General features: G+C 48.0%; 13 protein-coding genes. 6 read left to right on the forward strand and 7 right to left on the reverse strand.

Features of this window, described 5'->3' with window-relative positions; genetic code table 11:
• Positions 1-59: 59 nt before the first annotated feature.
• Positions 60-1,790 carry an arginine--tRNA ligase gene (argS, locus tag U0008_RS09485; protein WP_043493008.1) on the reverse strand — a complete coding sequence of 577 codons (1,731 nt, stop codon included), beginning with the start codon at positions 1,788-1,790 and terminating at the stop codon, positions 60-62.
• A 233-nt stretch (positions 1,791-2,023) separates the two neighbouring features.
• On the opposite strand from argS, the gene U0008_RS09490 reads away from it, so the two are divergent.
• Positions 2,024-2,587: a VOC family protein gene (locus U0008_RS09490; RefSeq protein ID WP_043493010.1), complete on the forward strand. Its 564-nt coding sequence runs from the start codon at positions 2,024-2,026 to the stop codon at positions 2,585-2,587.
• A gap of 63 nt (positions 2,588-2,650) precedes the next feature.
• Here the strand turns inward: U0008_RS09490 and U0008_RS09495 are convergent, their stop codons facing one another.
• Positions 2,651-3,793, reverse strand: a complete 1,143-nt coding sequence (locus U0008_RS09495) for a MalY/PatB family protein (protein ID WP_043493011.1) — start codon at positions 3,791-3,793, stop codon at positions 2,651-2,653.
• A gap of 273 nt (positions 3,794-4,066) precedes the next feature.
• Here U0008_RS09495 and cutC point away from each other — a divergent pair, with 273 nt between their 5' ends.
• Complete coding sequence (gene cutC, locus U0008_RS09500; RefSeq protein WP_025801903.1) at positions 4,067-4,825, forward strand: copper homeostasis protein CutC; 759 nt, start codon at positions 4,067-4,069, stop codon at positions 4,823-4,825.
• Between the two features lie 110 nt (positions 4,826-4,935).
• On the opposite strand, the gene cmoB is transcribed toward cutC, so the two are convergent.
• Together cmoB and cmoA are read right to left on the reverse strand one after the other, a co-directional pair.
• The gene (gene cmoB / locus U0008_RS09505) at positions 4,936-5,907 is read right to left on the reverse strand and encodes a tRNA 5-methoxyuridine(34)/uridine 5-oxyacetic acid(34) synthase CmoB (RefSeq protein ID WP_043493012.1); all 972 of its coding nucleotides are present in this window, start codon (positions 5,905-5,907) and stop codon (positions 4,936-4,938) included.
• Complete coding sequence (gene cmoA, locus U0008_RS09510; RefSeq protein WP_043493328.1) at positions 5,904-6,695, reverse strand: carboxy-S-adenosyl-L-methionine synthase CmoA; 792 nt, start codon at positions 6,693-6,695, stop codon at positions 5,904-5,906. Before cmoA ends, cmoB begins: the two co-directional genes overlap by 4 nt.
• Positions 6,696-6,990: 295 nt before the next feature.
• On the opposite strand from cmoA, the gene U0008_RS09515 reads away from it, so the two are divergent.
• Positions 6,991-8,349 carry an amino acid permease gene (locus U0008_RS09515; protein WP_043493014.1) on the forward strand — a complete coding sequence of 453 codons (1,359 nt, stop codon included), beginning with the start codon at positions 6,991-6,993 and terminating at the stop codon, positions 8,347-8,349.
• A 604-nt stretch (positions 8,350-8,953) separates the two neighbouring features.
• Here U0008_RS09515 and U0008_RS09520 read toward each other — a convergent pair.
• From U0008_RS09520 to U0008_RS09530, 3 genes are all read right to left on the reverse strand, one after another.
• On the reverse strand, positions 8,954-9,349 hold the full coding sequence (locus tag U0008_RS09520; protein ID WP_025801912.1) for an MAPEG family protein: 396 nt from the start codon (positions 9,347-9,349) through the stop codon (positions 8,954-8,956).
• A gap of 156 nt (positions 9,350-9,505) precedes the next feature.
• Complete coding sequence (locus tag U0008_RS09525) at positions 9,506-10,324, reverse strand: DUF72 domain-containing protein (RefSeq protein WP_043493015.1); 819 nt, start codon at positions 10,322-10,324, stop codon at positions 9,506-9,508.
• A gap of 116 nt (positions 10,325-10,440) precedes the next feature.
• On the reverse strand, positions 10,441-11,547 hold the full coding sequence (locus tag U0008_RS09530) for an SDR family oxidoreductase (RefSeq protein WP_043493016.1): 1,107 nt from the start codon (positions 11,545-11,547) through the stop codon (positions 10,441-10,443).
• Between the two features lie 820 nt (positions 11,548-12,367).
• Here U0008_RS09530 and U0008_RS09535 point away from each other — a divergent pair.
• From U0008_RS09535 to nudB, 3 genes are all read left to right on the forward strand, one after another.
• Positions 12,368-12,571 carry an FmdB family zinc ribbon protein gene (locus tag U0008_RS09535; RefSeq protein WP_040045114.1) on the forward strand — a complete coding sequence of 68 codons (204 nt, stop codon included), beginning with the start codon at positions 12,368-12,370 and terminating at the stop codon, positions 12,569-12,571.
• Between the two features lie 105 nt (positions 12,572-12,676).
• Entirely contained in the window at positions 12,677-14,467 is a 1,791-nt protein-coding gene (gene aspS, locus U0008_RS09540; RefSeq protein ID WP_043493017.1) for an aspartate--tRNA ligase, read from the forward strand.
• Positions 14,467-14,901, forward strand: coding sequence for a dihydroneopterin triphosphate diphosphatase (gene nudB / locus U0008_RS09545; RefSeq protein ID WP_025801922.1), 435 nt, complete (start codon positions 14,467-14,469; stop codon positions 14,899-14,901). Before aspS ends, nudB begins: the two co-directional genes overlap by 1 nt.
• Positions 14,902-14,921: the final 20 nt, after the last annotated feature.

Here is a 14,921-nt window from a genome sequence, read left to right on the forward strand (position 1 = left end):
AAACCGGCCATGTAGGCCGGTTTTTTTATGTCAGAACAGTATGACGAAGAATAAACGAATTACATACGTTCTACGGTTTCGATACCCAGCGTATTTAAGCCAGTTTTCAGCGTTCTTGCCGTCAGCGCAGCTAATTTCAGGCGACTATTACGTTGCTCTTCGCTCTCAGCCGTCAGGATTGGGCACGCTTCGTAGAAGCTTGAGAACAGACCCGCTAAGTCATACAGGTAGGTACACATGACGTGCGGAGTGCCTTCACGAGCGACCTGAGTAATGGTTTCTTCAAACTGAATCAGGCGAGCAGCCAGCGCTTTTTCGCGATCTTCAGTCAGGACGATATCACCGGTCAGGGATTTTTCATCAATACCGGCGCGTTTGAAGACGGAAGACACACGCGTATACGCGTATTGCATATACGGCGCGGTGTTGCCTTCGAACGCCAGCATATTGTCCCAGTCGAAGATGTAATCCGTGGTGCGGCTTTTAGACAGATCCGCGTATTTCACGGCGCCAATACCAACAACGTCAACCAGCTTCGCCAACTCTTCGCTGCTTAAATCTGGATTTTTCTCTGCGATCAGTTTGCCCGCGCGTTCAACCGCTTCGTCCAGCAGATCAGACAGTTTAATGGTGCCGCCTGAACGGGTTTTGAATGGCTTACCGTCTTTGCCTAACATCATGCCGAACATGTGATGTTCGAGGCTGACAGAGTCTGGTACGTAGCCCGCTTTACGCACGATAGTCCATGCCTGCATCAAATGCTGGTGCTGACGGGAATCGATGTAGTAAAGCACGCGGTCTGCGCCCAGCGTTTCGTAACGGTATTTCGCACAGGCGATATCGGTGGTGGTATACAGGTAGCCGCCATCCTTTTTCTGGATGATAACGCCCATAGGTTCACCGTCTTTGTTTTTGTATTCGTCGAGGAATACAACGGTAGCGCCTTCGCTTTCTACCGCTAAGCCTTTGGCTTTCAAATCTGCAACGATGCCAGGCAGCATGCTGTTGTATAGGCTTTCACCCATGACGTCATCTTTGGTTAAGGTGACGTTCAGACGCTGATAGTTTTTCTGGTTTTGCGACATAGTGATGTCGACCAGTTTGCGCCACATTTCGCGGCAGTATTCGTCGCCGCCTTGCAGTTTAACTACATAGGCACGTGCGCGCTCAGCAAACGCGGCATCTTCGTCATAATGCTTTTTCGCTTCGCGATAGAAGGCTTCCAAATCGGAAAGGTCCATTTCATTCGCGTGCTCGTTCTGCATTTTTTCCAGATAGGCGATCAACATGCCGAACTGGGTACCCCAGTCGCCGACGTGGTTAGCGCGAATGACGTTGTGGCCGAGGAATTCTAAGGTACGAACGGATGCGTCACCGATGATGGTGGAGCGCAAATGACCAACGTGCATCTCTTTAGCGACGTTTGGTGCGGAGTAGTCAACCACGATAGTTTGTGGTTTCACCGGAGCAACGCCTAAACGTTCATCCGCCAGCGCAGCTTCGACCTGTTTTGCCAGCCATGCAGGATCTAAGAAGATATTAATAAAACCCGGACCCGCGATTTCAACTTTGTTCGCGATACCGTCTAGCTCAAGATGGGTCAGCACCTGCTCTGCCAGTTGTCGTGGAGCAATACCCAGAATCTTTGCCGCGCCCATGACGCCATTGGCCTGATAGTCGCCGAATTGCGCTTTCGCGGATTGACGGACAAGAGCTTCGCTGTTAGCAGGAGCGCCTGCAGCCACCAGAGCTTGGGTGACTTTATCTGAAAGAAGTGCCTGAATATTCACCGGGTTACCTTAAGTTTGTTACGCCAGTCGTGCGTGACGACGGCGTTTTATATGTGAGATCGTTAATCGAGGTGCATTCACACCAAAACAGCCGATAATTATATGTCAATTCGCGGCGTGAGTCAGCAAGCATGCGCTTATACAGCGAAGATAGCCGCCATAAATAGGACGTGGAAGTCTGTGAAAAGAGCAGGTAAAGTACGCAGCCTTGCGGATAGCGGAGAACCGAGAAAATGACATTTTTGGCAGAGATTGAAACACTGCGCGATTTAGATGCAGATTTGGATCGTTTTACCACGCTGCTACAGGGATTTGCTGATAAGCTTGAGCTCGATTTATCGGCATTCAGTGCGGACCATATCTCTTTGCGCTGTCACCAGAATGCCACGGCCGATCGTTGGCGAGCTGGGTTTGAACTCTGTGGTTCTTTGCTGTCGGAAAATATGATTAACGGGCGGCCTATTTGTTTATTCGATCTCAGCGAACCGCTTCGAGTCGGCCCGTGGCTGATTGACTGTGTGGAGCTGCCTTATCCGGGTGAGAAACGCTATCCGCACGAAGGCTGGGAGCATGTTGAATTGGTGATTGGCGGCGATCCGGCAACGTTGCATCCGCGCGCTCTAGAATTGTTGTCAGACTCGGCACTGCTGGCGCCGGGCATCAAGTTGAAATTCAGCAGTCCCAAAGGGGAACAAGAACGTTTGCCAAACCCGACGTTGGCTGTCACTGACGGTGAAGTGACGATAAAATTCCATCCTCACTCTATTCGTGAAATTGTAGCGAGCGAACAGCAGTAAGCTGCAGTTCAACGTAAAAAAGCGCCATTCCGTTGCGGGATATGGCGCTTTTTTTATGGGAAATTACAGCGCGTTGATGGCATTTTCCATGCGGTCGAGCGCTTTGTTCAGCAGGTCGCGATGGCAGCCAAAATTGATGCGCACAAATTTAGCATCACCGAAATCCGCACCCGGTGACAGACCGACGCCGGCCTGTTCGAAGAAGGCATGTGGATTATCAACCGGCAGTTCGGATGCATCGACCCACGCTAAATAGGTGGCGGCGAGATTAACCGTAGACAGGCCTTGCATGGCATTAATGCGCTTCACCAGCAGGTCGCGGTTGCCACGCAGATAATCAAGCTGTGCGTCAAGCCACGCCTGCCCATCACGGTAGGCGGCTTCAGCAGCAACGTAGGCCAAAATATCCACATTAGGAACTAGCCCTGCGCGTTCTGTGTTGAAACGGTCGCGGAGGTTTTTATTCGGGATAATGGCAATAGTCGCGCCGAGTCCGGCAATGTTATAGGTTTTTGATGGTGCCATTAGCGTGATGCTGCGCTGGGCTGCATCGTCGCTCAGAGAGGCGATCGGGATATGTTTTGCGCCTGGCTCTAGCAGCAGATCGCAATGAATTTCATCAGAACAAATAACGAGATCGTGACGCTGAGCAAAGGCGAGCTGAGCTTCAAGTTCTTCACGTGTATAAACCGTGCCGCCTGGGTTATGCGGGTTGCATAGCATCATTAATTTTTCATTGCCAGTGAGCCGTTGCTCAGCGCTGTCTAAATCCATGACCCAGCGTTGATCGCGTAGCTTCACCGGAATTGACAGCTGTTGACGATGGGCAAAGCGGGATGATTTAACAAACGGCGGATAGATTGGGAAGGGGGCCAGCGTGTGCTGCTGAGGATCGGTAAAGGCACGAACGCTTAGGTTCAAGCCGCAAACCATACCCGGTAAGAAGACTAGCCATTCAGGTTTTACATCCCACTGATATAAATTGCGCATGCGCCCAATAAATATACTCACCAATTCTTGTGATGGATCACCGTAGCCAAATACGCCCTCAGCAACGCGTTTTTGCAGTGCATCAATAACAGCCGGTGGGGAACGGAAATCGGTATCAGCGACCCACATCGGAATGATGTCTTTGTTCGCATATTTGTTCCATTTCTGGCTATCACTGTGACTTCTGTCGACCCATTCATCAAAATTGAATGTCATAGTATTCATCCTTTAGTAGGCTTAGTTCCTGCCCCAGTAGGCAATAGTAAAACAGACGGTAAAAACGTCATGGCGATGATTAATGTGCGTTTTTCTGCCGGTTTGCATGAGTGTTCTTAAGCGTATCAAGAGTTCGTTACTGGGAACGATACTTATCACGTTTTTTTGTCAGCCTACGCGAGAAGGTTCCACTTTCTCAAGTGTCATTACGTTGGAATGAAAAGTTTTCACGTAACGTAGTCTGTTTTGGCGGTTTTTTTTGGAGGTTTTTTCATTATGAAATTGGAAATTTGTTGCTTCGGGGTGGAATGTGCCCTGACGGCGGAGCGCGCAGGTGCAGACCGTATTGAGCTTTGTGCAAGCCAGTTAGACGGTGGTTTAACGCCAAGCTACGGGACCTTGAAACTGGCTCGTGATAAGGTTTCTATTCCCGTACATCCGATTATTCGTCCACGGGGCGGAGATTTTTGCTACAGCTATACTGAATTTGAAGTGATGAAAAATGACATGGCGATGATCCGCGATATGGGATTCCCCGGCGCTGTCATCGGCATGTTAGATGCTGAAGGGCATATTGATTTGCCAAGAATGCGTGAGCTGATGCAGCTAAGCGGCAATATGGCGATCACGTTCCATCGTGCTTTTGATATGTGCGTGAGCCCACTCGTTGCGTTGAGCCAGTTGACCGATTTAGGGATTGCGCGCATTCTGACATCGGGTCAGCAGCAAAGCGCAGAAGTTGGCTTACCGTTGCTTAAAGAGTTGCTGAATGAAACCCAAGGGCCGGTGATTATGGCGGGTGCTGGGGTGCGTTTAACTAACCTGCATAAATTCCAAGAGATTGGTTTGACTGAAGTACATAGTTCTGCGGGCCATATGGTGCCGTCAGAAATGCGCTACCGTAAAGCGGGAGTGACGATGTGCTCAGACAGTGAGTTTGATGAGTTTACGCATTATTGCGTCGATGGCGAAGTGGTCGAAGCAATGAAAACCGCGCTAAGTCTCGGTGAACCGTATCCACGTTCTGCATAACGCAGAGGTGTGTTGAGCAGTTCCAGTAGAAGTAGTACGAATTTTAGTGGATGTCTCACTAAACAGTATGGCCCCAACAATTGTTGTTGGGGCTTTTTTTCGTTTAATACTTAGGGTTTACGCGCCACGATGACCGCACGGATAGGGGCAGGATAGCCTTCTACGGTTTTCGTCTGGTCATTAGGGTCAAGGAACTCCGCCAATGATTCGCTGATCATCCAGTCGGTGCGGCGCTGCTCGTCCAGCGTAGTCACGCAAGAATCAACGATGCGAACATCAACAAAACCGCATTTTTCGAGCCATTTTACCAAGGCCTTTGCCGAAGGAATAAAATAGACGTTGCGCATTTGCGCGTAGCGGTCGCCGGGCACCAAGACCTGATTTTCATCGCCTTCGATGACCAATGTTTCAAGCACCAGTTCGCCATCTTTAACCAACTGGTTTTTTAACTGATAGAGGTGATCAAGTGGGGAACGACGATGGTAGAGCACGCCCATCGAGAACACGGTGTCAAAGGCAGCCAACTCCGGCAGTTGTTCAATGCCGAGTGGGAGTAAGTGTGCCCGTTGATCGCCGCCTAATAGTTTGCGCACAGCTTCAAACTGGCACAGGAAAAGCTGCATGGGATCGATGCCCACAGCAAAATGGGCACCGGCACCAATCATGCGCCACAGGTGATAGCCACTGCCGCAGCCCACATCAAGGATAGTCCGGCCTTCCAACGGGGAAATATGCGGCAAAACGCGTTCCCATTTCCAATCAGAGCGCCATTCGGTATTGATATGAATGCCGTACAAATAGAATGGGCCCTTACGCCACGGCATTAGCGCGCGCAGCATTTTTTCGATGCCTTCTTTTTGCCCTGGGCCGAGCTCAGGTTCCGCTTGAGCACTGACGCCGTGAAGTAAATCTAAAGTATGAGGTGTGATTTCGGGAAGGCGATCGACGGCGTTAAACCAATCTTTAAATTTTCCGTGCAGCGACTCGCGCTGCCACGCGGCCAGCTGTGCCGGTAACACTTCCAGCCAGTGGCTGAGCGGACTATTGGCAATACGCTGATAAAAATTACCAAACTCGATCATGCGACGACGTCTCCTTTCACGGCTAACAAGGAGCCGAAGTTAAAGCATTGGAACCAGATTTCTGCGTGCTCAAATCCGGCCTGATTCAGGCGATTTTTATGGGTTTCTACCGAGTCTGTCAGCATCACATTTTCTAGCATGCTGCGCTTCTGGCTGATTTCTAGTTCGCTATAGCCGTTGGCACGCTTGAAGTCGTGGTGCATGTTAAATAGCAGTTCGCCGAGCGTTTTATCTTCAAAATTAAACTTCTCGGAGAGGACCAATACACCACCCGGCAATAGTCCCTGATAGATTTTATTCAGCAGCGATTGGCGCTCTTCGGGAGCTAAAAATTGCAGCGTGAAATTGAGAACCACCATCGAGGCGTTTTCAATATGAATATTTTGAATATCGGCTTCGATAACGTCGACGGGGGTCTGGGCGCGGAATGCGTCTATATGGCGGCGGCAGCGCTCCACCATCGCAGGGGAGTTATCCACGGCGATAATCTGGCATCCTTCGGCGTGAATATTGCGTCGCATAGATAACGTCGCTGCGCCCAACGAACAGCCCAAGTCATACACGTTAGTATTTGGCTGTGCAAAACGTTCTGCCAACATCCCGATCATTGAGATGATGTTGGAATAACCCGGCACCGAGCGCTGGATCATATCGGGAAAAACTTCAGCGACGCGCTCGTCAAAAGTCCAATCGCCGAGCTTAGCAATCGGGGCCGAGAAAAGCGTATCGCGGTCAACGCCTTTCTTATCATCAAAAGTGTTATCAGAATGAGTATCGCGGTTTGACATAAACAGATGCATGCGGTTTCAACAAAGGGCGCACATTTTATCAGATAAACCCCTGCTAGGGCTATTCCCTTGCGAGGAAGAGGGTTGTGAGGGCGGCGATAGTGCATTGATAGCGTTAATAAGCGCGTTGACGAATGGATAAACTGGCAACAACCAGTTCGCTTAGCATGAACTTTGGCTTGATTGCAATAGGTCGGAAGTGATACAAAGCAGCCCGCAATGTAAATAAAATAATACGATGCGCCACGATTCAGCGTTCACACAGCGCGAATGACGCTATCGCACAGAGGATAAAATGGGCGATCTGCAACAAGAAGAAACCCTACAACGGGGATTAAAAAATAGACACATCCAACTGATTGCACTCGGAGGTGCGGTTGGTACGGGGCTATTTTTGGGTATTGCGCAAACCATTAAAATGGCAGGCCCGTCGGTGCTGCTGGGTTACGCTATTGGTGGCTTTATCGCATTTTTAATCATGCGCCAACTGGGTGAAATGGTGGTTGAAGAGCCAGTAGCAGGTTCATTTAGCCACTTTGCCTATAAGTACTGGGGAAGTTTTGCCGGTTTCTTAGCGGGCTGGAATTACTGGGTTATGTTCGTGCTGGTCGGAATGGCGGAACTAACTGCGGTGGGCATCTACATCCAATATTGGTGGCCGGATATTCCAACGTGGGTGTCGGCGGCTGGCTTCTTTGTGATCATCAATATCGTCAATTTGGTCAACGTTCGCGTATACGGTGAAACTGAGTTTTGGTTTGCGATCATCAAAGTCGGTGCAATTATTGGCATGATTGTCTTTGGTGCATGGATGTTAGCCTCCGGTTCTGGCGGCCCGCAGGCAAGCATCACTAACCTATGGACCCAAGGCGGCTTTTTACCGAATGGTTGGCATGGCTTAATCATGGCTATGGCGGTAATTATGTTCTCCTTTGGTGGTCTTGAGCTGGTAGGGATTACTGCCGCAGAGGCAAGCGAACCGCGCAAAAGCATTCCTAAAGCCACCAATCAGGTGGTCTACCGTATTCTGATTTTCTATATCGGCTCACTGACCGTCTTGCTGTCTCTCTATCCGTGGCAAAACGTTGTGCAGGGCGGAAGCCCGTTTGTCATGATTTTCCATGCGCTGGATAGCAACTGGGTAGCTACCGCGTTAAATATCGTGGTTCTTACCGCTGCGCTGTCTGTTTATAACAGCTGTGTGTATTCTAACAGCCGTATGCTGTTTGGATTAGCAAAGCAAGGTAATGCGCCAGCGGCATTGACGAAAGTGAACCGCCGTGGCGTACCGATTCTGTCAATTGGTCTTTCTGCCTTAACAACGTCAGCGGTAGTTTTGATTAACTATATTATGCCGGGTGAGGCTTTTGAACTGTTGATGGCGCTGGTGGTATCTACGCTGGTTATTAACTGGGTGATGATCTGTATGGCTCACCTCAAGTTCAAAGCGGTCAAAAATCAGCAGGGCGTAGCAACCGCGTTCAAAGCGCTTTGGTATCCGTATGGTAATTACTTATGTTTGGCTTTCTTGGGGCTAATTCTGGTGATCATGTATATGACACCGGGGATTCGGATTTCAGTGATCCTGCTTCCAATTTGGGTAGCTGTTCTGTGGATCGGATTCATGCTTTCTCGTAAGAAAAACAAAGCGTAACCTGCGAATCTCTGAGCAAAAGGCTATCTTCGGATGGCCTTTTTTGTTAAGTCATTTGGCTGAAAATAAAAAACCTCGCGGGTATGCGAGGTTTTTTATTTTGTGACTGCGGCTGGTTACCGCCGTGCACGTTAGTATTCTTCAACTACACAAATATAAGGCGGCAGAGCGAGCAAGTCAATTTATTGACGGTTACAACAAACTTAATAAATTTTACCATAAATACTGGTTGTATATACAGTGTCGTGGCATATAATCATTTCTGTTGGAATGAATAACGTGCTTTGAGCCGCAATCGGGCAACGAGTTTCAAGCCCTAGCCAATAGCGAGTGGTGTCGATTGGTGCCTTAACTCAAGGAAGCACGTTAGTATTTTTCAACAATCCGATGGCTGATAGGCAGCGGAAAGGCAAAGCCATCGTTAGTGCTCCTGACTAGGAGAGAGCGTATGAAATTTCTAGAACTTCTTACCGTTCTTGCAAAGTTCATGGTTGCTGCGTTGCAACTGCTTGAAACAGCATTGAGATTTATTAGCTGATTTGGGTCGCATCTAAGGAGGAGAGGGAACTCTCCTCCTTTAACAAAAATAGGTGACTGAGATGCCTTAATCTAAGGTAAACATCTGATCCCACGGCAGATAAAACAGATTAGCGATCACCATCAGTACTAGAGATATATAGGTCGCACTCATTCCCGAGCGACGCCAGCGAATTTCACGGTGACGTAAACCGTAGGAATGCATTAGCCGACCCGCGATCAGTAAAATTCCGCATACGTGGATCATCCAAATCAGTGAACCATTCATTTCCATCATCACCAGCAGTATCGCGGCAATAGGAATGTATTCAACGGCATTGCCATGTACGCGAATTGCGGTTTGTAGCTCATAAAAACCGCCGTCACCGTAGGCAACGCGATACTGCATACGCAGTTTAACAACGTTCAAAGATAGCTTGATCAACAACAGTGCGCCGAGCACGACATAAAGCGCGCTTACCATTTTTAGCTCCATTGCCCAATAATTTACCTACGAATGAATAATAGCGGGCCCAAAGAGCATTGTCCTTAGGAAATATCGTTGTAAGTAAAATAGTTAGCTCGTTAAAGCATCAGTCAGTTTGGGGTTGTGATGCAGGTATTGAAAATTCGCCGCCGATCAAAACATATCTGCTTGCAAAGGCCAATCGGGTTGAGGCGGTAAATTGCGGATGTATTTGGCAAGAAGTGGCCAAAGCGCTCGTGCCTGCTGTGGTGCATCGGTGCAGTCTGGTGTATGAATGAAAAGGTAGGGCGTATTGGTACTACTCCATTCCGCCAATTTATTTCCCCATTGATCCAACCAGCGACGATTGTCATCTAGCACATCGCCTCCGACAAAACGGATGAGCGGGTTTTCAGCCGTTAAAACAGCATGTACGGGAAGTTTTGGTTTCTTTTGCTGTGCATCACGAACTGCCGAAGTATGCGGTACGGCATGATGAACGGGTCTGCTATCTAACATCACGCGGTTTATTTTCCGCTCATAAAGCCCACGGTTAAGCGCACGCTCAGCATCGCCTTTAGCAAAGAAGCCGGGGTGACGAACTTCAACGCCGTAGGTGAACTCTGTTGGCAGTGAGTCTAAAAATTGCCATAGGCGGGGTAAAAATTGTGGCGAAAATGCAGCAGGAAGCTGTAACCAAAACTGCCCGATGCGCGAATGAACTGGAGAGAGGCTGTTAAAGAAATCCTGCAGATGGTCGTCACAATGGGTTAATGCGGCCTGATGGCTTATCGCGGATGGAAATTTGAAGCAAAATCGAAAATTATCCTGAGTCATATCGCGCCAGCGTCGTGATAGTTCCTGTTTGGGCAGCGCGTAAAACGTGGTGTTGCCTTCAACACAGTTGAAGTATTGGCTGTAATCCGCAAGATCGTTAAGCCCGATTTTATGCCAGGCTGCGTGTTGCCACTGTGGAAGGCCGATATATATCATGATGTCGATATCTCTCCAGAAGAAATGCTGTGGAAATATAACATAAAATGAATATTAGCGGGCTAGGCAAAAACGTAAATAGGCTTAATTATATAAGCCCATTTACAATGCGTGTATTATTTGAAGTCTACGACCATTTGCTCAGGTATCGATTGATTTGCCGTGGTGGCAACGCATTTAGCCACATAGTCGGTAAATCGAGGCGGCGCAGATATTCCAAGCCCGAGTAATTTTTCGTTAGAAAAACGAACATTAAGAATTGAGAACTCACCATAGAGGCGCATCGCTCGCAACATCAGTCGCTCGTTACATTGTCCAAATATACCTTTAAAGCTTTTTCTGGATTTAACTAATTCGATATATTCTACTTGTTCATAAGAGAGATTAACCGGTTTTGTTTCTGTTGCCTGGGCAATAGCACTGTCTATTTCACCGAAAGTGACACTGCCAGCTTCGCCCGCTGAAATATGAAATATTTTTTCATTCATATTCTCTTTTTGTAGGAGAAGAAGAAGGGCATCGGCACAGTAATCAACGGGAATAACATCAATCTTATCATCCATTGAACACATAAATTTGCCCAACATTAGCGCCATACGAAATACCCAGAATATGCTGGTGGACGGTTTACAGCCTTGCTCGCTGTGGCCAACAATAATGGAAGGCCTTGCAATCACTAACGGTAAATCAGGACACTCTGCCAGCATACGATTTTCGATAACAGACTTTGAATAGGTGTACTGAACCAGATGTTCGTTTTCGTCTTTTAACGTCAGGCTTTCGGTGACGACAGAGCCGGCCTCTGGCACACATGACATCGCAGTGCCAACATGAACGAATCGCTGGAGTTTCGCGTATTTAGACATGTGAGTGGCGAATTTTAATGTGCCTTCAACGTTTACTTTCCAAATGAGAGGGTTTTCGCCAAACGAAGCGATAGCTGCGCTATTAATAACGTGAGTTATATTGTTTAATCTTTCATCGTGAATAAAACCATCAGGGTCAGAAAGATCGCCGATGAGAATATTATCACTCGTTAATTTTTCTAATGTTTTTTCAGTGCAACCAAAATTAACCAGATTCTTTTTTATCCTAGCTAAAGCATTTTGCGAATTATCTGAGCGTACTAAAAGAAGAAGAGATACTGGCTTATCATCAAGCAATACTTTTGCGAGTACGGCACCGCCTAAAAAGCCCGTTGCCCCAGTAATAAGTAGATTCATTTTTTCATTTCCAATGCTAGATAAGATATTCGAGAGTATTTTATTCCTGAATGGTTAAACGATTAGTAAATGAAAAAAGGGAGTCATTGCTATTTAATCTGAGTTTTATTTATTTTAATTAATTTTTTGTACACTTTTCAGCATATAAAAATATAAATATTTTATTTGTATTCGTTACTTACAAAATAATGTCGCGTTTGTTGGTTTTTGACATATCTATTTAACCTTGGTTGAACTATCTATCGGATTGAATCGGTAGGTGCCCTCTGCGTCACGTGATTAAGATGCTCGCCTATTAGTGTGTCGATAAATTCGCTATTTTGATTTTTAGATCTATCGATGATGCATGCGGCTATGGGGTCTATGGATGCTATTCTATTTCAATGAAGTCATGCTGCTGGTCTTGTGGTGAGATCGCTTCGCGAATGAAAGTTTATTGTACTTATTTGATTCTTATCAAATCGTAGACCTCCATCATGGCGCAAAAATGGGAACTCGCTCATTATCAGTATGTAGAAATAGCCAGTAAAGCGGTGGCGGTGTAACAGAGTTTTAGCTCAAAGATAACGCGAACTAAGCCCGTTAAACGTAACGGGATGTGGCTACGGCTCGGTAGCGATATTCTGTAATTCGTTAATTTAAAAAGAAAATGCATTGTATCAATAAGTTAACAAACAGTGCTGCATCGAACGCAGAGAATATAAACTGTTTTGATAAGGTGGCGAGAATCCGCGCAAAGTGCGCGTCTGCTCTTATCGCAGCGGCGAATTTCCTTTATAATAGCCGCCTTTTTTCATCGAACATGTAATCTATCACTGCTATGCCGATCTACGAATACGCTTGTAGCGAATGCAATCATCAGTTAGAGAAATTGCAAAAAATGGCCGATGCGCCGTTGGTTGATTGTCCGGCGTGTGGCAGACCGACGCTGAAAAAACGCGTTTCTGCTGCGGGTTTCCAACTCAAGGGAACCGGATGGTATGCCACTGACTTCAAACCTAAGTCAGGAAAATCAGAGAATTAGCACGACTCGAGTTTAAAATTATAGGGCTGCACAGGCAGCACCCATCCGGGTATATGCTCGGATGTGGCATCGGTGAAGTACATAAGAAAGCCAAAGGATATCGTTATGCGTACTAATTATTGCGGGCAGTTGAATTTGTCCCATGAGGGTCAGGAAGTCACGCTTTGCGGTTGGGTACATCGCCGCCGCGATCTGGGTGGTTTAATCTTCATCGATCTGCGTGACCGTGAAGGCGTGGTACAGGTATTCTTCGATCCTGATCATAAAGAAGCGTTCCAGCAAGCTTCAGAGCTGCGTAACGAGTTCTGCGTGCAAATCACGGGTACCGTTCGTGCGCGTCCAGATAGCCAAAAAAACAAAGACATGTCCACCGGTGAAGTGGAAGTGTTTGGTCATGCTCTGACAATCATCAACCGTTCAGAACCACTGCCGTTAGACTTCAACCAGACTAACAGCGAAGAAAACCGCCTGAAGTATCGTTATCTTGACCTGCGTCGCCCTGAGATGGCACAGCGTCTGAAAACGCGTGCGCGCATTACTGCGTTTGTGCGTCGTTTCATGGATAACCACGGTTTCCTAGATATCGAAACCCCGATGCTGACCAAGGCAACGCCTGAAGGTGCTCGCGATTATCTGGTACCAAGCCGCGTGCATAAAGGTAAATTCTACGCGCTGCCACAGTCTCCACAGCTGTTTAAACAGCTGCTGATGATGTCTGGCTTTGACCGTTATTATCAGATCGTTAAGTGCTTCCGTGATGAAGACCTGCGCGCTGACCGCCAGCCTGAATTCACCCAGATCGATGTGGAAACTTCTTTCATGAGCGCAGAACAAGTGCGTGAAGTGATGGAAGAACTCGCTCGTTCTCTGTGGCAGGAAATCAAAGGCGTCGATCTGGGTAAATTCCCTGTTATGACGTTTGCTGAAGCGATGCGTCGTTATGGCTCCGACAAACCAGACCTGCGTAACCCGCTGGAGCTGGTTGACGTTGCTGATTTGGTGAAGGACGTTGATTTTAAAGTCTTCTCCGGCCCAGCTAACGATCCTAAAGGTCGCGTCATTGCGTTGCGTGTTCCGGGTGGTGCGCACCTGACGCGTAAAATCATTGATGAATACGGCCAGTTTGTCGGTATCTATGGCGCTAAAGGTTTGGCATGGATGAAGGTCAATGACCGTACCGCAGGAATGGAAGGGGTTCAAAGCCCAATTGCTAAGTTCCTGAATGCTGAAGTTTTAGAATCCATTCTGGAACGTACCGGCGCACAAAATGAAGATATTCTGTTCTTCGGCGCAGATACTAGCAAGATAGCCACCGATGCTATGGGCGCGCTGCGTCTGAAAGTGGGTCGTGAGCTGAAAATCACTAACGAAAACAGCTGGGCACCGCTGTGGGTTGTTGATTTCCCAATGTTCGAAGACGATGGTGAAGGCGGTTTAGCTGCGATGCACCATCCGTTTACCGCGCCTCGCGATATCTCTCCAGCTGAGCTGAAAGCACATCCAGTTGGCGCTATTGCTAACGCCTATGACATGGTCATGAACGGCTATGAAGTGGGCGGTGGTTCTGTGCGTATTCATAACGGTGAAATGCAGGAAACCGTATTCGGTATTCTGGGGATTACCGAGCAGGAACAACGCGACAAGTTTGGCTTCCTGCTGGACGCGCTGAAATATGGTACGCCTCCACATGCAGGTCTGGCATTTGGTCTGGATCGTCTGGTGATGTTGTTAACCGGTACCGATAATATCCGTGATGTTATCGCATTCCCTAAAACAACGGCTGCAGCTGACCCGCTGACCGATGCGCCAAGCTTTGCAAATCCTGCATCGTTGCAGGAACTCTCTATCTCTGTGGTTGCCAAAAAAGGCAGCGCAGACGACGCAGAGAAAGCCTAATGGCATATAAGCGTCCTGAGTCGATTCTGGTGGTCATTTATGCCCGCCAGAGTGGTCGGGTGCTGATGTTACAGCGGCGCGACGATCCTGATTTCTGGCAGTCGGTGACCGGCAGTTTAGAAGAGGGTGAATCTGCGCCGCACGCCGCACAGCGTGAAGTAAAGGAAGAAGTCGGTATTGATATTTCAGGTGAAAGCCTGTCATTGATGGATTGTCAGCACTGTGTGGAGTTTGAGTTATTTGCGCATTTGCGCCATCGCTATGCACCCGGTGTAACGCGCAATTTGGAGCACTGGTTCTGTTTGGCGCTGCCGTCAGAGAGAGAAATTCCGCTGACGGAACATCTGGCTTATCAATGGCTAGACGTTGAGCAGGCTGCCCAGCTCACCAAATCGTGGAGCAACCGGCAGGCGATTGAAGAACTCGTTCATTGATTAAGTGCCTGTGTGGCAAG

It is taken from the genome of Hafnia alvei (assembly GCF_034424155.1).
In the GTDB taxonomy this organism is placed as follows: domain Bacteria; phylum Pseudomonadota; class Gammaproteobacteria; order Enterobacterales; family Enterobacteriaceae; genus Hafnia; species Hafnia alvei.